The organism is Haloactinomyces albus (genome assembly GCF_031458135.1).
GTDB classification, from domain to species: domain Bacteria; phylum Actinomycetota; class Actinomycetes; order Mycobacteriales; family Pseudonocardiaceae; genus Haloactinomyces; species Haloactinomyces albus.
The window spans coordinates 1168720-1186618 of sequence record NZ_JAVDXW010000001.1; the positions used below are offsets into that span (position 1 = coordinate 1168720).

Here is a 17899-nt window from a genome sequence, read left to right on the forward strand (position 1 = left end):
GCCTCATGGCTCTCAATCTCCGCCTGCGCGAGGAAGCCGAAGAGGCCCTCCGCGCCGAGGCCGAGCGCTCGGGGCGCTCTCAGCAGGAACTGCTCCGGGAGGCCGTCGATCGCTACCTGGATCTCACGCCTGCCGAAGGACCGAAACACGAGTGGGACCACCTGATCACCTCGGGCAAGGTTCTTCCCCCCAGAGGCCAGTACCGCAAAGTGATTCCGACCAAGACCCTTCCCGAAGGGCAACGGAGCATCGATCTGCTCGACCGTGAAGACCGCTTCTGATGCGCGTCTATCTCGACAGCAGCGCTCTGATCAAGCGCGCCGTACTCGAAGCGGAATCGGAGCCGCTGGCCGAGGAGATCGACCGCCTGTACCACGCCGAAGCGATGCTCGTATCCACATCTCTGGCCTGGACGGAGGTTGCTCGGGTACTGCGAACACGAACGAGCGTTTCCTACCGGGAGATCGCCGACGAACTACGCACAGCGATGTCGGGGATAGCCGAGCATCCTCTGGACGCCGAGATCATGAACCTTTCGCGCCGAGTCGAGCCCGCGCGGCTTCGGCCCCTCGATGCGATACATCTCGCTGCCGCCATCGCCCTGGACGTGGACCTGATGATCACGTATGACGCGCGGTTGGCCGAAGCATCGACGGTCAACGGCATTCCGGTGAGCTCACCGGGCTGAGACTCAGCCCAGCAGGCGTCGAACGACACCGTCGGCCAGCAGCCTGCCCCGGTCGGTGAGCACGCAGCGCCCGCGCTCCAGCGCTTCGCCGTGCAGCAAACCATCGGCCACCGCCTGCTTCGCCGCGAGATGCCCGGGATCGTCGAGGACATCGACGGGCAGCCCGGTCGCCAGGCGCAGCTCCAGCATGATCCGTTCGATCCGCTGGTCCTCGGTGTCGAGAACTTCCCGGGCGGCCGCCGGTGATCGCCCCGCACCCAGCACCGCCGAATAGCGCGCGGGATGCTTGACATTCCACCAGCGCACCCCACCGATGTGGCTGTGCGCTCCCGGACCGGCGCCCCACCAGTCACCGCCCTGCCAGTAGCCGATGTTGTGCAGGCAACGGGCCGAGTCGCCCGCGGCCCAGTTCGACACCTCGTACCAGCCCATCCCGGCCCCGCTCAGAACCGAATCGATGAGCTCGTAGCGATCGGCCAGCACGTCCTCGTCCGGCATCGGCAACTCACCGCGGCGGACCTTGCGGGCCATGGCGGTGCCGTCCTCCACGATCAGCGAGTACGCCGACACGTGGTCCACACCCGCCTCGAGCACGGCATTCAACGACTCCCGCAGGTCCTCGGTGCGCTCACCGGGAGTTCCGTAGATCAGATCGAGGCTGACGTGCTCGAACCCGGCTGCCCCGGCCTCTTTCGCCGCCTCCACGGCGCGCCCCGGAGTGTGCCTGCGCTCCAGCACACGCAGCACGTGCTCGGCGCTCGACTGCATGCCCAGCGACACCCGGGTATAGCCTGCCCGCCGCAGCCCGTGGAAGAACTCCGGGGAGGTGGATTCGGGGTTCGACTCGGTGGTGACCTCGGCCTCGTCGTGCAGGCCGAACGAGGACCGCACCGCGTCGAGCACCTCGCCCAGCCCCTCGGCACCGAGCAGCGACGGCGTGCCGCCGCCGACGAACACCGTGCCCGCGGGCGGCACCGGCCCACCACCGGCGGCAAGGACCTCGGCGCCGAGAGCGAGTTCGGCTCGGAGACCATCCAGCCAGCTCCGGAAGCCGCTGTTGGAGTCCAGCTCGTCGGCGGTGTAGGTGTTGAAGTCACAGTAGCCGCAGCGCGTGGCGCAGAACGGCACGTGCACGTACACGCCGAACGGTCGCTGCCCCAGCGTCGCCAGTGCGCTCGCGGGCAGCGCCCCGTCCGACGGGGCGGTTTCACCGGTAGGCGGTTGTGCGGTCACACTCCCAGTGTCCCACTGCCTGCTGTCCCAACATGCGGATGGCGTTGGACCAGCGGGCGAGCACATGGCACTGTGGCAACCATGGACGCGACCACGACGCTGCTGCTGGTCGCCCGTCGTTATGTCGATCTACGACGGGTGTCGAGCGCGCTCTGCCGGAGCATGGGCTAGTTCCCGCCGCCGCGTTCCTTACTGCTGTCCAGTCGGCGCCGGGCACGCCGACCAGGAGAATCGCCACCGTCATGACGACGGACTTCTCTGCGGCGTCACCGCGCCCTGTCAACCCGGAGATCGGACAATGGTCCCCCCCACGGAAGCCCCGAGCCAGCCGCAGCGCCGCACCCCCGCCCGTAAGAACAAGACCCGCGGTGAGGGCCAGTGGGCCCTGGGCTACCGCGAACCGCTCAACGGCAACGAGCAATCGAAGAAGGACGACAATCCGCTGAACGTCCGCAAGCGGATCGAGAACGTCTACGCCCACGGTGGATACGACTCGATCGACCCCTCCGACCTGCGCGGCCGGTTCCGCTGGATGGGTCTGTACACGCAGCGCGCACCCGGCATCCCCGGAGCCCGTACCGGCACGATCCAGCCGGAGGAGCTCGACGACTCCCACTTCATGCTGCGGATCCGCGTGGACGGTGGCGCCATGACCACCGAGCAGCTGCGAGTGGTGGGGGAGATCTCACAGACCTACGCGCGCGACACCGCCGACATCACCGATCGGCAGAACATCCAGCTGCACTGGGTGCGGATCGAGGACATGCCCACCATCTGGCAGAAGCTGGAAGCGGTCGGCCTCTACACCACCGAAGCGTGCGGTGACTGCCCCCGCGTGGTGCTGGGTTCACCGGTGGCCGGGATCGCCGCGGACGAGATCGTCGACGCCACTCCGGCGATCACCGAGATCGCCGACCGCTACATCGGTGACGAGTCCCTGTCGAACCTGCCGCGCAAGTTCAAGACCGCGATCTCCGGTTCGCCGCGCCAGGACGTCGTGCACGAGACCAACGACATCTCCTTCATCGGCGCCGAGCACCCCGAGCACGGACCCGGTTTCGACCTGTGGGTCGGTGGCGGGTTGTCGACCAACCCGAAACTGGCGGTCCGGCTCGGCACCTGGGTTCCCCTGGAGGACGTGCCCGAGGTCTGGAACGCGGTCGTGCAGATCTTCCGGGACTACGGCTACCGCAGGCTGCGCAACCGGGCACGGATGAAGTTCCTGGTCGCCGACTGGGGTGCGGAGAAGTTCCGGGAGATCCTGGAAAACGAGTACCTCGGCCGCAAGCTCACCGACGGGCCCGCTCCGCCGATCCACGAAGGGCCGCGGGACCACGTGGGCGTGCACGAGCAGCAGGACGGCAACTACTACGTCGGCGTCACGTCGGTCGCCGGGCGCGTCAGCGGCTCGAAGCTGATGGAGGTCGCCAAGGCCGCCGAGCGGGTGGGCTCGCAGCGGGTCCGCACCACGGTCGAGCAGAACCTGCTGGTCCTCGACGTCGCAGGATCCGAGGTCGAAAACCTCGTCACCGACCTCGATACGCTGGAACTGCAGGCGCGGCCGTCCTCGTGGCGGCGCAGCGTGATGGCCTGCACCGGTATCGAGTTCTGCAAGCTGGCCATTGTGGAGACGAAGGACCGGGCCCGCGATCTCGTGGAGGACCTGGAGAAACGACTGGCCGACGTGCAGGGGGATGTCGAGAACCCCGTCACGGTCAACCTCAACGGCTGCCCGAACGCCTGCGCGCGCACCCAGGTTTCCGACATCGGCCTGAAAGGCCAGCTGGTCCCGGACTCCGAGGGCAACCAGGTCGAGGGTTTCCAGGTTCACCTCGGCGGCGGACTCGGCAACGACGCGGGCTTCGGCCGCAAGATTCGCGGGCACAAGGTCACCTCCGCCGAGCTGGGCGACTACGTGGAGCGGCTGGTGCGCCGCTACCTCGACCAGCGCGCGGAGGGGGAACGGTTCCCGCAGTGGGTCAATCGAGTCGAGGACGACGATCTCAAGTGAGTGCCGGAGAAGGGGCGGCCGAACCGAGCCCCGAGAGCCGGGCTGCGCCGTTCTACTGCCCATACTGTGGTGACGAGGACCTGCTGCCGGAACCCGAACCGGTGGGCGCGTGGAAGTGTCAGGCTTGCCGTCGCGTATTCACGGTGAAGCTCAGGGGCTTAGCACTGACCGAGGAGGACGAAGAGCCATGACTGCCGAATCCCCCACCGATATCGGTCTGCGGCGCAGCGACGAGGAATTGCGCGACCTCGTGGACGAAGCCGCGCCGCGGCTTGCCGAAGCCACGGCCACCGAAGCGCTCCGCTGGGCCGCCGACACCTTCGGCGACGGCCTGATCGTCGCCTCGAACATGCAGGATGCCTCACTCGTCGATCTCGCCGCGAAAGCCAAGCCCGGCGTCGACATCCTGTTTCTGGAAACCGGATACCACTTCGCCGAGACGATCGGCACCCGCGACGCCGTGAGCCAGAGTTACGACGTCAACATCGTCAACGCGATGCCCGAGCAGACCGTGGAAGAGCAGGACGCCAGTGAGGGCCCGCAGTTGTACAACAGCGACCCGAACCGCTGCTGCTTCCTGCGCAAGGTCCTGCCGCTGCGGAACACTCTCGCGCGGTACGAGGCCTGGGTCACGGGAGTGCGCCGTGTCGAAGCACCGACCAGGGCGAACACCCCCATCGTCAGTTGGGACGAACGTAACAACCTGGTCAAGGTGAATCCACTGGCAGCATGGACGGATGAGGACATGGATTCCTACATCGCCGAGCACAACGTACTGGTGAATCCACTGGTTCCGGCCGGGTTCCCATCGATCGGGTGCCAGCCGTGCACGGCGAAGCCGGCGCCCGGCGCCGATCCGCGCAGTGGCCGCTGGGCGGGCACGTCGAAAACCGAGTGCGGCCTGCACGGCTGACCGTAAGGGGACGTAATGACCATTGACACATCCACGGACCGAGCTCCCGATCTTTCCGGGGAGGAGCCGACGCTTTCCGAGATTCCGCCGCAGGCGGACAATCTGGATGCACTGGAATCCGAGGCGATCCACATCTTCCGGGAGGTCGCAGGCGAGTTCGACCGCCCGGTGATCCTGTTCTCGGGGGGTAAGGATTCCACGGTGCTGGTGCACCTGGCGCTGAAGGCGTTCCGGCCCGCGCCGGTGCCGTTTCCGCTGCTGCACGTGGACACCGGACACAACTTCAGTGAGGTACTGGAGTTTCGCGACGAGCTGGTCTCGCGTCATGACCTGCGCCTGGTGGTGGCCAAGGTGCAGGACTGGATCGATGACGGCCGGCTGAGCGAACGACCCGACGGTACTCGCAATCCGTTGCAGACACAGCCGCTGCTGGGGGCGATCGAGGACAATCGCTTCGACGCGGTGTTCGGCGGTGGTCGCAGGGACGAGGAACGCGCCCGTGCCAAGGAGCGCATCTTCAGCCTGCGTAACGCCTTCGGCCAGTGGGATCCGCGGCGGCAGCGCCCGGAACTGTGGAACCTCTACAACGGCAAGCACCGTGCGGGCGAGCACATGCGGGTTTTCCCGCTGTCCAACTGGACCGAGCTGGACGTGTGGCGCTACATCCAGCGGGAGAAGATCGAGCTGTCGCACCTGTACTACGCGCACCGCCGCGAGGTGTACGCCCGCGACGGCATGTGGCTGACGTCCGGCCCGTGGGGTGGCCCCAGCGAGGACGAGCCCGTCGAGGAGAAGGTCGTGCGCTACCGCACCATCGGAGACGGTTCGTGCACCGGCGCCGTGGAGTCCGAGGCGTACACAGTGGACGACGTAATCGCGGAGGTCGCAGCCAGCCGACTCACCGAGCGCGGCGCGACCAGGGCCGATGACCGGATGTCGGAGGCCGCGATGGAGGATCGCAAGCGAGAGGGCTACTTTTAGATGACCGACGAAACCGAGACCCTCGTCCGCACCGCTCCGGACAGCGGCGCACAGGTGACGCTGCCGGTGCACACCGATCTGTTGCGGCTGGCCACGGCCGGTTCCGTGGACGACGGGAAGAGCACGCTGGTCGGGCGACTGCTGCACGACACCAAGTCGGTGCTGGCCGACCAGCTCGATGCGGTACACCGCGCCAGCGCGGACAGGGGGATGAGCACCCCGGACCTGTCACTGCTGGTGGACGGACTGCGCGCCGAGCGTGAGCAGGGCATCACCATCGATGTCGCCTACCGCTATTTCGCCACTCCGAAGCGCACGTTCGTGCTGGCCGACACGCCGGGACACGTGCAGTACACCCGCAACACCGTCACCGGCGCCTCGACCGCGCAACTCGCGGTGCTGCTGGTCGACGCGCGCAAGGGCGTGCTGGAGCAGACCCGCAGGCATGCCGCGGTGCTGGCACTGCTGGGGGTGCCGCGCCTGGTGCTGGCGGTCAACAAGATCGACATGGTGGATTTCGACGAGTCGGTGCACACGCGGATCTCGGAGGAATTCACCGAGCACGCTCGTGCACTCGGTTACACCGATGGCGACGTGGTGACGGTTCCGGTCTCGGCACTGCACGGCGACAACGTCGTCGAGCGGTCCGGGCGGACTCCGTGGTACTCGGGTCCCTCGCTGCTGGAGCACCTGGAGACCGTGCCGGTCGCACCGGACCCGCACGATGCGCCGTTGCGGATGCCGGTGCAGTTCGTCATCCGCCCCCGCACGGCCGAATACCCGGACTACCGGGGCTACGCGGGGCAGATCTCGGCAGGCGTGGTCTCGGAAGGAGACGAGGTCGTCGTTCTGCCCGCGGGTCTCCGCAGCCGAGTGTCCAAGGTGGACACACCGGATGGTTCGGTGACCCGAGCGGCAGCGGGCCGATCGGTGACCGTCCTGCTCGAAGACGACCTGGACATCTCCCGAGGGGACGTTCTCGTCGCCGCCGACTCGGCACCGCGGGTGACCGACGAGATCGACGCGACGGTGTGCTGGCTGGCCGAAAAGCCCCTGCAGCCGGGTGCGCGCGTGCTGGTCAAGCACGGCACCCGCACGGTGCAGGCGATGCTGACCGAACTGTCCGCGCGGTTCGACGAGCAGGAACTGTCCAGTGTCGACACACCGGAGGCACTGCAACTCAACGAGATCGGCCGCGTCCAGCTGCGTACGGCGGAGCCACTGCCGGTGGACGACTACGCGGACAGCCGGCGCACCGGATCGTTCCTGGTCATCGACCCGTCCGACGGCACCACCCTGGCCGCCGGACTCGTGGGTCTCCCGCTGACGCAGCTGGCCTCCGCCGGGCGGTAAGGGTTCACGCATGACCACCCCCCTGGTAGCGGTGGCGCACGGCAGCCGCGATCCGCGCTCGGCGGGCACCATTCACGCCCTGATGGACGTGGTCCGCTCGACGCGCCCGGACCTGGACGTGCGCACCGCCTTCCTGGATCTGTCGGCCCCGCGGTTGGGTGACGTGCTCAGCGCGGTGCACGGCGACGGACACGAGGAAGCCGTCGTCGTGCCGCTGCTGCTGGGGCGGGCTTTCCACGCCCGTGTCGACGTGCCCTCGGCCATCGCCGAGACCCAGCAGCGGCATCCGAGGTTGCGGGTACACACCGCCGAGGTCCTCGGTCCGGACCGGCGACTGGCCGAGGCCGCGTGGCACCGGTTGTCGCAGGCCGGAGCGGACCCGTGCGATCCCGAACTCGGCGTCGTCCTGGCCGGGGCGGGCTCGTCGCACGGCCCCGCCAACCAACTGGTGGCCGATGTCGCGGCACGCTGGCAGGCAGGCACGCCATGGGCCGGAGTGATCGCGGCGTTCGCCGCAGCCGCCGACCCCGACGTCCCTGCCGCGGTGGCGGCACTGCGGGCACGGGGCGCGCGTCGTTTCGCCGTCGGCTCCTGGTTCCTCGCGCCCGGACTGCTCCCCGACCGGATCATCGACCAGGCCCACGAGCAGACCGGAGATCCCCTCATCGCCGCACCCATGGCCGACGATCCCGGCGTCGCCGACCTCGTCCTCCAGCGCTACACCGGCGCCCTGGCCGCCGCCACCCACCCCACGCAGTACTCCCGAGCGCAGTAAGTGACTACGCCGAACGGCGTAGCGGGTTGGGCCGTTGTCGCGAACTTCGGCTCAATCTCACCAATACGGCCACACGCCCGCCGCTGCACGGGCATGATGCGTGCCGTGCTGCCCACCGGGCGCACAACCCGGCAACGGCACGGAAAACCCCGACATTCCGGTCCGTTGCCGGGTCCCGTACCGCTGTGCCCCGCCATCCGGCGGACGAAGACACTCAAGTGTACTCCTTCGATCACGGAACGGTTTCGACACACTTTCGGTTTCACTCCATCAGGTCATGAGACAGTACTGCGCAAGCGTGCTACGTCGGGAACCGATCGCAGCGTGCACACGTCGGACAGCAAGACCCACCGTGCCGGGTGAAGATCGCATCGAGTGATCACTCCCGGAAGTTGCCGCAAACATCGATGCCGGACCGGGAATCGGGGGACAACGGGGATGAACACTCAGCAGGAGAGCCGACCGACCATCACACCTGCCATGCGGGAACAGGCGGCCAAGCAGCCCAACACATGGCTGTACGTGGTTGATCCGATCTTCACCGACCCCGGCTCCGAGATCCCGTCGTGGGGCTTCGTCGGTGGCTACCGGGTCGACGAGCGCGGTGAACTCACCGACGACTTCTCCCCGAATCCGAACTACCGGCCGTCACCGGTGGCGCTCCGGTTGCCCGCACCGACCAACGATGTCGAGCGCGCCCTGCAGTTGACCACGACGGGATACACCCACGGCGAAACACTCCTGTCCGCGCTGCTGGATGCCGAACTGATCCTGTTCGCCCAGCCGCAGGGAAGCGGCCTGTTCACACTGGAACACGAGTCCGGGCGACGACAGCTGCAGGTGTTCACCTCGGAGACCTATCTGCCCGCGAATTGGACCACATGGCAACGCATGACCGGCAGCGAGCTCGCGGGCCAGCAGCCTGCCGGGATGGACTTGCAGATCAATCCGACCAGTCCGGTCAAGGCCAGGGTCCCCGGTGAGGATCTGATCCAAGCTGCGGGCTCGGAACCGCACCAAGCCGCTGCCACACCGACTCCCGCACCATCCACCGAGGAGCAGGCAACGGCCGACCCCGCCGACCCCGCCCACTCCGATGTCGGACAGCGCTTCCTCGCAGCTTTGCTCGCCGGAGCGATCGGTGACGCGCTCGGAGCCGCGGTCGAGTTCCACCCCGTGGACCTGATCCGCAGCCGCTACGGCAAGCAGGGTGTGACCGACTACGACCGTGACGGCGATCAGCCGGGCGCGTTCACCGACGACACCCAGATGGCCCTGTTCACCCTCGAAGGACTCGTCCGTGGCCACATCGCGATGCGCACCGCAGTGGCCGAAACCCCGCTGCCCGCGGTGCAGCTCGCCTATCAACGCTGGCTGCACACGCAGGGCTATGCCTGGCAACGAACAGCGGGGCCGTTTCTCGCCACCCATCCGGAGCCCGACGGGTGGCTGATCGAACAGCACGAGCTGTTCAACGTGCGCTCGCCCGGCAGCAGTTGCATCACCGCCTTGCGGGAGTTCGCCGCCGGATCCGGTCCCGGTACCTTCGATCATGCTCTCAACAACTCCCGGAGCTGCGGTGGAGTCGTGCGCGCAGCACCGGTGGCGCTGTGGTCCGAGGATCCGAGGGAGGTCTTCGAACTCGCCGCCGCGACCGCCGCGCTGACCGACTCGGCTCCGAGTGGCTACCTGCCTGCCGGAGTGCTGGCCGTACTCGTGCACCAGCTGGTGCGGGGCGAGTCGTTGTTCGAGTCGATCCGCCGGGCTCGCTCCGTGCTGACCGTCCATGACGGCCATGCCGACACCGACCGTGCGCTGCAGGCCGCTGTGGACCTCGCCGGGAAGGGCACACCACGCCCGGAGCAACTCAAGGACGCACTGGGCAGCGGTTGGTCCGGCGACGAAGCACTCGCGATCGCCGTATGCGCGACACTGAGTACCGATACCATGGCCTCGGCCATCATGGTGGCGGTCAATCACTCCGGCGACAGCGACTCCACGGCCGCGATCTGCGGCAATCTCGCCGGTGCCCTGTACGGATCCGCCCAGCTGCCCGGAGTGTGGCTTCGCGATCTGCGGCAGCGGGAGATCATCGAAGCTCTGGGGAGAGACGCCCTACTCGAGTTCGGTCCCCGGCCTCCGGAATACCCGGCCGATCAGCGGTGGGCACAGCGATATCCGGCCAGGGGCGATACCTCGCAGCTGGCGTTCGTATCCAGTCCGAAACCAGCGAGTGCACCGGAACAGCCGAACGGGGCCGACACGGTCTTCGCCACCCCGAATCCGGCCGGACCGGAACCCTCCCCAGAAGTCCCCACCACATCGATCCCCACCACATCGATCCCCACCCCGGAGGCCTCCACCCCGGAGGTCTCCACCGCAGAGGTGTCCGCCGCCGCAGGGATGCCCACCGGAAAAATCCCCATCGGAAAGGTACCTGCCGAAGAGGCATCCACGTCCACCATGATGGTGCCGGTCGCCGAAGCGTCCACCTCCACCGCGATGATTCCGGTCGGAACCGGGCATGGGTCCGCGCCGGACCGACCCGCCCGGATTCTGGGCTGTCTGCTCGGCGGGGCCATCGGAGACGCGCTCGGCTATGCCGTCGAGTTCGAGTCACTCGACGTGATCCGGCACAAGTACGGCAAGGCGGGGCTGACCGACTTCGTCGACGCGCACCGCCCCGGCGGTTCGATCAGTGACGACACGCAGATGACTCTGTTCACTCTGGACGGGCTCATCCGGGCGAGTATCCGACGGCGCCTGTACGGAGAGATCGAACCGGCCACCCGGATCCAGCACGCCTACCAGCGCTGGCTGCACACGCAAGGCTACGACTGGAAGAACGCGGGTGGTCCCATCGCGACCTCCCCACCCGACGGGTGGCTGATCCGGCAGCGGGGTCTGTTCGTTCGGCGTGCTCCCGGGACGACCTGCGTACAGGCGCTGCACGACTACGCGGAAGGAACGAAGGCGGGCTCGTTCGACAACCGGCTCAACGATTCCAAGGGCTGCGGTGGCGTGATGCGCGCTGCCCCGGCGAGCCTGTGGTCCGAGGACACCTCCGAGGTGTTCCGCGTCGGAGCACTGTCGGGCGTGCTCACGCACGGGCATCCGAGCGGGTTCCTGCCCGCCGGGGCTCTCGCGGTGATCGTCCAATTGCTGCTGGCAGGCCGCAGCCTGCGCGAAGCCGTGGACCGTGCGCTGGCGGAGCTGTCCGCCTGGGAGGACCATCACGAAACCACCGCGTGCCTGCTTCGGGCGCGCGGACTCGCCGCCGAGGGGCCGCCGAGCCCCGAGCGTATCCAGAACGAACTCGGCAGAGGCTGGGTGGGTGAGGAAGCACTGGCGATCGCGGTGTACGCGGCGCTGGCGCGCCCGGAGTCGTTCTCCGACGCGATCGTGCTCGCTGCCAATCACTCCGGCGACAGCGACTCCACGGCCGCGATCTGCGGCAATATCATGGGTGCGGCTCTCGGATCGACCGCGATTCCTCGGCAGTGGCGCGAGAAGCTCGAATTGTGCGAGGTCATCGAGCAGCTCGCACTGGACGCGGTCCAGGAGTTCGGGGCGAACCCGCCCACCGCTCCCGCCTGGTTCGAGCACTACCCCGCCGGCGACACCCCCGGACAAGCCGTTCCCCCGAAAAGCGACGCTCCGTCGACGTCGGACACCGATTCCGACACGGACAACTCCGCGGCCCGCACAGCGAGCAAGGCGGGCGACTCGCACGGTCCCCTGTCCGAAGAGGAACTCCGGCTGTTGGCGGCGTGGCGGAAGTTCCGCGACAACGGCGACACCACGAGCGCCACCTCGGGGGGATTGCATCAGCTCCTGAGCGAGGCGTTCGGTGCCGAGCGTGCCTCCCAACTCGTCGCCGAAACGGCCGGGGAACCCCTGCATCAAGGGCGCCTCGCGGCGGAAGTCCCGCTCGATATCAGCCCCCGCGAACGCCTGGCGGGCTGTCTCCTCGGGGGCGCGACGGGAGATGCGCTCGGTGCCCCCTGGATATTGGCCGACCTCGACAGAGTCCAGCGGGACCAGCCGCACGGCGTCCGCGAGCTCGCCACGGCTTTCGGACGACGCGGTGCCGTCACCGCCCACACTCAGCAGGCCGTGTTCGTCTTCGATGGTCTCATCCGCGCGGACATCAGCAGCAGAATGCAGGGAGTCGGCGTCCACCGGGCGGGCATGGTGCGATGCGCCCTGGAGCACTGGTTGTGCACCCAGGGAATTCCCTTCGAACCGTCGATGCCGGGCAATGCTCTCAGTGAAGCGGCGATCCTGTGCACGCAGCGCTTCCCGGACGAGCCGAGCATGACGGCGCTGGCTCAGTGGGGCGGTCGCCAGGATCTTCCCACGACGGCTCATCCACCGAACGCGGCGCGCAACGCCGCGGCGACCACGCGCGGTGCCGTGGTGGGGTTGTACGCACAATGCCCCTCGACCGCCGTGTCCCTCGGCGTCGAGATCGGCGTGATCACGCATGGCCACCCGGACGGCTACCTCCCGGCAGGGGCGCTGGCGGGACTGATCAGCGCGCTGGCCCACGGTCGGAGTCTCGCCGACAGCGTGCGTGTCGTACTGACCGAACTGGACACGTTCGAAGGCAGCGACACCACGATGCGAAGCTTGCGGGAGGCCGTGGCCCTCGCCGAGCACGGTCCCGTTTCGCCCGTCGCCCTCGAAGGACTCGGCTCCGGTTGGGAGGCGGCCACCGCACTGGCCATCGCGGTCGCAGCAGCCCTGTCGTACCCGAACTCCTATCCCGACGCGGTGTCGCTGGCCGCCACGCACTCCGGCAACAGCGCGGCCACGGCCGCGATCTGCGGCAGTCTGCTGGGGACGGCGCGCGGGACGGAAGGAATTCCCGCGGAATGGGCGCAAACGCTGGAGTTGCGGGAGGTTCTCGACGAGCTGCTGGCCGACCACGACCGAATCGGGGCGGAAACGGCCACCGGCCCGTCCGTCCAGCAGGAACGTGCCCTGCCGGAGTAGGAGATTGTGGACGGTCCGTCGCCGACGGACCGCGATTTCCCGATGAATAGGTACGGATACTCACCGTTTCCCGGGTTGTTCCACGGCCGAAGTTGATCGATCCTCTTGATCACCGCTACCAACGCGGTGCGGTCACCCCCGCCAACCGTCGGCAGCGGCTGCCCCGGTCGCCCTACAGGCGGCACAACTCAGGAGGAGCGATGCAACACGCACGGAAAAGCCGCAGCAGACTCGCCGACCTGTGTGTCGGCGCTGCGGTCATCACCTCGTTCGGACTCGCCGGTGCGGTCCCTGCACAGGCAGCCGAGGGAAAAATCCTGCACACGGAGGGAAAGGACGCCATCGCGGACAGCTACATCGTGGTGCTCGAGGACGCCGCCGCGAACGGGCCCGGCGGTGTCCAGGCCGCTGCACAGGATCTCTCGGCACAGTACGGCGCACAGGTCGGTCACACCTACGAGCACGCGCTGCGCGGATTCTCGGTCACGGCCGACGCGGCCGAGGCCAAGCGGTTGGCGACCAATCCGAGCGTCAAGTACGTCGAGCAGGATCAGCGGGTCCACGCGTTCGGCACGCAGGAGAACCCGCCGTCCTACGGTCTGGACCGGATCGATCAGCGGGACCTGCCGCTGAGCGGCTCCTACACCTACCCGAACGAGGGCAGTGGCGTCACGGCATACGTTCTCGATACCGGTGTCCGAACCAGCCACAACACCTTCGAGGGACGGGCGAGCAGCGGCTACGACTTCGTCGACGGTGACAGCGTCGCCAACGACTGCAACGGCCACGGCACCCATGTCGCGGGCACCATCGGCGGCGAGCAGTACGGCGTGGCCAAGAACGTCGACGTGGTCGGCGTCCGGGTGCTCGACTGCCAGGGTTCGGGCTCGTACTCGGGCGTCATCGACGGCATCGACTGGGTCACGCAGAACGCCGAGGGTCCCGCGGTGGCGAACATGAGCCTCGGCGGCCCGGTCAGCACAGCGGTCGACGATGCGGTCAGGACCTCGATCCAGTCCGGTGTGACCTACGGCCTGGCTGCCGGGAACGCGAGTTCGGACGCCTGCAGCACCACCCCGGCCAGGGTCACCGAAGCCATCACCGTCGGTGCCACCAACCGCCAGGACAGCGAGGCGAGCTACTCGAACTACGGAAGCTGCCTCGACATCTACGCTCCGGGCAGCAACATCACCTCCGCCTGGATCGGCAGCGACACCGACACCAACACCATCAGCGGAACCTCGATGGCGACTCCGCACGTGGTGGGGGCCGCAGCGCTGATCCTGTCGGCGAATCCCTCGGCGAGCCCGGCGCAGGTCCGCGACACGATGGTCAGCACCGCCAGCACCGGCAAGATCGGCAATGTGAGTGCCGGTTCGCCGAACAAACTGCTGTACGTCGGCGGTGACAACGGTGCGGAGCCTCCGAAGGACCCGGGGAACACGGCTCCCTCGGCCGGTTTCACCGTGAGTTGCTCCTACGGCTCCTGCTCGTTCGATGCGAGCGGATCCAGTGACTCCGACGGCACCGTGGCCGACTATGCCTGGGACTTCGGTGATGGCAGCACCGGCAACGGCAAGACCGTGACCCACCGCTACGCCGGCGGCGGTGACTTCACCGCGACGCTGACCGTGACCGACGATGCCGGGGCCACCGACTCGGCAAGCACGCAGATCCGGTGCTACGCGTTCGGCGGCGGGTCGACATACTGCTTCAGCTGAGGCCCCCGCGACGGGGATGATCGCAGTGAAGCATTCCGGCGGCGGGCAGCCAACGGTGCGGCCGCACCGTTGGCTGCCCGCCGCTGTGCGTTTCGATGCGCGGCGTTTCGATGCGCACCGCCGTGCGCGCCGGTGGACGTTTCGATGTGCGTCCGCGGTGTCCATCCCGACGCCGTCTTCGGAAGAGGTGTGGTCCTCACGAATCCACCACGACGTCGGCACGGGACCGTACACCGAGTTTGCGCAGCACCTTGGCTATGTGGTTTTCCACGGTGCGGCGGGACAGAAAGAGGACCTCGGCGATCTCCCGGTTGGTACACCCATTCGCCAGCAGGCGAGCGACCTCCCGCTCTCGTGGTGAGAGTTCGTTGCCGTAGCCGCGACGTCCCCGCTTCGACGGTGACCGTGTCCCCAACCGGCGCAACAGATGCCTGCACCTGGCCGCGTCCCTCGTCGCACCGAGCTGGTCGAAGGACTCGGCTGCCGCACGAAGTGTGGATTCCGCTTCGCCGGTGGCGAGCCGAATGCGGGAGCAGGCGGCGTGTTCCGCGGCCAGCGCCGCATCATGGGACTGCGGAAGCGCCCGGTAGCCGTCAGCCGCGTGATCCCACCATGCGCCTGCCTGGTCAAGCTCACCTCGAGCCGCATGCATCGCCGCACGGCACGATGCCTCGGCCGGCCCGGTCACCGGCGCGTCCCGATCCCCCACCGCGGCGGTGAACTCGTCGAGCACCCTGGTCGCCTCGGCCATCCGGCCGCAGCGGCCGTAGACGTCGACCGCGACCGGGGCGAGTCCGGCGGCCCATACCCACACCCCCTTCCGCCGGGTCACGGCCAGCCCTCTGCCGATCTCGACCACGGCCTGCTGCGGATCGTCGCGAGCCAGGCACATCCGGGCGCGTGCCGCCGCGGCCGCGATCACCACGGGAGCGAACGATTCGTCCGGGGCCTCGACACCGGTGGCTTGCAGTCGCGCTTCTGCTTCGTCCCAGTGGCCCTGTGCCGCGGCGATCGAACCCAGCACCAAGGACAGTTCCACCCGCACCGGGTACAGATCGGCGTAGTCGGCCAGCAGGCCGCGAGTGCGCTCGGCCAAACCGTCCCAGCGGCCGGTGAGCCAGTCCAGCCGGACCTCGGTGCATTGCAGCGCGGTGGACAGGTACGGAAGTCCGTCCGATTCCTCCGCCCTCCGCGAGGCGCTGGCGAGATACTCGCGGGCTCGAGCGTGATGTCCGATCGAGGCGAACGCGTCGGCGAGGTTGCCGTGGACCTTGACCACATGCCACTGCTCGGTCATCGAGCCGGGCTTGCGGGGCAACCGGTCGAGATGCCGCCGCATCCGTGGTGGATCCCCGAGCTGCACACGCGCGGGAAGGACGTTGCCGAGCAGCTCGGTGACGACTTCGGTGTCCTCGGACCGGGCAATCACCTCCTCCACCCGCCGCATCCACCGTCTGCTCTCCGCGATCGGTGTCGTGCCCACGTGCGCTTGTGCGAGAACGGCCATCCCGACGGCGGCCCGCGCAGGACGATCGCGAAGGTCGGTGATCGCGAGCTCGATCTCGGAACGTCCCGATTCCAGGGCGTGCGTCTGCCGCAGCAGAAGCAAACCGAGACAGAGCCGGACCTCTCCGCGGACCATGTTGGACAGTCGCCGGTCGGTGAGGACACGGGTGAGTTCCGCGGAGACGTCATGGTGGGCGAGCCCGCCCACCGCCGCCGCACTGAACTTGGTCGCCAGCCGATCCACGTCGTCGCCGCTCAGCACCGGCTCCCTGAGCAGGGCACGCAACAGGTCCGTGGCCGTGGCGGTGTCGCCGACCTCGGCAGCGTGATCGGCGGCTTTCTCTCCGTAGTGGATCCAGTCGAGATCCCGTCCGGCGGCCTTGCTGTGCTCGGCGAGCTGCACCAGGGGTAGCGGATCGACACGAGCGAGGCTGTGCACCGCACGAGCGTGCAGCTTCTCCCGCTGGGGCCCGCTCAAGGTGTCGTAGACGGCTTGTCGAGCGAGTGCGTGGCGGAAACCGTAGCGCCGGCTGCCGATCTCCCGGAGCACGCTGCTGCGCAGAGCATGCTCGAGCGCGTCGTCGACGTTCGCGCTCCCGACCCCGGCCACGGTACCCAGCAGACAGGTGGTGGCGGCGACATTGAGCACGGCCGCTGCTCGCACGACCTGCACTGCGGCTTCGGGCAGCGTTGCCAACCGCTCGGCCATGGCCTCGCGCAGCAGCACGGGCACGTCGAGATCGGCGAGCAATCGTCGCGCGGTCGCTCCGTCGGCCCGCACCGCCCCCGCCGGGTCCTGCAAAGCGCGCAGGGTCTCCTCGATGACGAACGGGATCCCGGCCGTCTGCTCGTGCAGTTTGTCGGCGAACTCCGGCGAGACCGACTGCTGCCCGAGTAGCGCCGCAGCCAACGTGCCCACCTGGTCACGGCCGAGCGAACCGAGCCGTACCACCGCACTGCCCGCGTTCTCCGGAGGCCGGTACGCACTTCCGAGAGGCCCCCTGTCTCCGAGGTCCTCGCGCCGATAGGTCAGCAGGATCGACAAGTTCGACGTCGGCGCGGCCACCAGGAAGCGCAGCAGCTCGCGTGAACCCTCATCTGCCCAGTGCAGATCCTCGATGACCAGGAGCACCGGTCCGGCCGCGGCGAGCAGGGCGCGCACGGCCCGGAACAGTCTGTGCCGTTCGGCAGCGGGGTCACCGAGATCACCCGGCTGCTCCGGGAGGTGGTGGGCGAGTTCGGGAAGCAGCGGACGCAGAACACCGGTCACCGGGTTCGGGTCCACCGAATCCAGTGCCGGGCCGACGGCGCGCAACGCCTCCAGAACGGGACCGTAGGGGAACGGTTCTCGCAGTGGCCGACAAGCGCTCGTCAGCACCCGCCGCACCGCCACGGCAGGTTGCTCGAGCAGTTCGCGGACCAGCCGTGACTTACCCACACCGGCTTCCCCCTCGAGCAGTAATACGGCGGGGGGTGTGGTCATGAGCTCGACCATGGTGCTCAGTTCGGTGTCTCGACCGACGAAAACACGGGAGCTCGTGTGAACACACGTCTCCGAAGGCGGTGTCCAGTCGTCCTTTCCGGAGATGTGCTCTGTCTGCGCCATCGTTCGCCCTCCGGGTATCGGGAACACTGAGTGACCGAAGCACCCCCGAAGAAAGATGATAGTCACTCGAAAGAGTGATAGTCGTCACCTCAATGGGTGGAGAGGACTCATACT

General features: G+C 68.1%; 13 protein-coding genes. 11 read left to right on the forward strand and 2 right to left on the reverse strand.

The window, feature by feature from the left end; translation table 11 throughout:
* Positions 1 to 5: 5 nt before the first annotated feature.
* Positions 6 to 281: a ribbon-helix-helix protein, CopG family gene (locus tag JOF55_RS05430; RefSeq protein ID WP_310270473.1), complete on the forward strand. Its 276-nt coding sequence runs from the start codon at positions 6 to 8 to the stop codon at positions 279 to 281.
* Positions 281 to 688 carry a PIN domain-containing protein gene (locus JOF55_RS05435; protein ID WP_310270475.1) on the forward strand — a complete coding sequence of 136 codons (408 nt, stop codon included), beginning with the start codon at positions 281 to 283 and terminating at the stop codon, positions 686 to 688. Before JOF55_RS05430 ends, JOF55_RS05435 begins: the two co-directional genes overlap by 1 nt.
* A 3-nt stretch (positions 689 to 691) precedes the next feature.
* On the opposite strand, the gene hemW is transcribed toward JOF55_RS05435, so the two are convergent.
* On the reverse strand, positions 692 to 1921 hold the full coding sequence (gene hemW, locus JOF55_RS05440) for a radical SAM family heme chaperone HemW (RefSeq protein ID WP_310270476.1): 1230 nt from the start codon (positions 1919 to 1921) through the stop codon (positions 692 to 694).
* 81 nt (positions 1922 to 2002) lie between these two features.
* On the opposite strand from hemW, the gene JOF55_RS24390 reads away from it, so the two are divergent.
* The 9 genes from JOF55_RS24390 (at position 2003) to JOF55_RS05475 (ending at position 14673) form a co-directional block, all read left to right on the forward strand.
* Positions 2003 to 2092, forward strand: a complete 90-nt coding sequence (locus JOF55_RS24390; protein ID WP_374727401.1) for a putative leader peptide — start codon at positions 2003 to 2005, stop codon at positions 2090 to 2092.
* A gap of 127 nt (positions 2093 to 2219) precedes the next feature.
* On the forward strand, positions 2220 to 3932 hold the full coding sequence (locus tag JOF55_RS05445; protein ID WP_310270478.1) for a nitrite/sulfite reductase: 1713 nt from the start codon (positions 2220 to 2222) through the stop codon (positions 3930 to 3932).
* Positions 3929 to 4123 carry a hypothetical protein gene (locus JOF55_RS24395; RefSeq protein WP_374727232.1) on the forward strand — a complete coding sequence of 65 codons (195 nt, stop codon included), beginning with the start codon at positions 3929 to 3931 and terminating at the stop codon, positions 4121 to 4123. The genes JOF55_RS05445 and JOF55_RS24395 overlap by 4 nt, the downstream gene beginning before the upstream one ends.
* A complete protein-coding gene (locus JOF55_RS05450; RefSeq protein ID WP_310270481.1) occupies positions 4120 to 4845 on the forward strand; it encodes a phosphoadenylyl-sulfate reductase in 726 nt (241 codons plus the stop codon). The genes JOF55_RS24395 and JOF55_RS05450 overlap by 4 nt, the downstream gene beginning before the upstream one ends.
* A gap of 15 nt (positions 4846 to 4860) precedes the next feature.
* Complete coding sequence (cysD, locus tag JOF55_RS05455; protein WP_310270483.1) at positions 4861 to 5826, forward strand: sulfate adenylyltransferase subunit CysD; 966 nt, start codon at positions 4861 to 4863, stop codon at positions 5824 to 5826.
* Positions 5827 to 7179 (forward strand): sulfate adenylyltransferase subunit 1, encoded by a 1353-nt coding sequence (locus JOF55_RS05460; protein ID WP_310270485.1) that lies wholly within the window; start codon positions 5827 to 5829, stop codon positions 7177 to 7179. It abuts the gene before it with no gap.
* Between the two features lie 10 nt (positions 7180 to 7189).
* Entirely contained in the window at positions 7190 to 7954 is a 765-nt protein-coding gene (locus JOF55_RS05465) for a sirohydrochlorin chelatase (protein WP_310270487.1), read from the forward strand.
* A 438-nt stretch (positions 7955 to 8392) separates the two neighbouring features.
* Positions 8393 to 12952 (forward strand): type VII secretion system-associated protein, encoded by a 4560-nt coding sequence (locus JOF55_RS05470; protein WP_310270489.1) that lies wholly within the window; start codon positions 8393 to 8395, stop codon positions 12950 to 12952.
* A 200-nt stretch (positions 12953 to 13152) separates the two neighbouring features.
* Positions 13153 to 14673 carry a S8 family serine peptidase gene (locus JOF55_RS05475; RefSeq protein ID WP_310270492.1) on the forward strand — a complete coding sequence of 507 codons (1521 nt, stop codon included), beginning with the start codon at positions 13153 to 13155 and terminating at the stop codon, positions 14671 to 14673.
* A 196-nt stretch (positions 14674 to 14869) separates the two neighbouring features.
* Here the strand turns inward: JOF55_RS05475 and JOF55_RS05480 are convergent, their stop codons facing one another.
* Entirely contained in the window at positions 14870 to 17785 is a 2916-nt protein-coding gene (locus tag JOF55_RS05480; protein WP_310270495.1) for an ATP-binding protein, read from the reverse strand.
* Between the last annotated feature and the right edge of the window lie 114 nt (positions 17786 to 17899).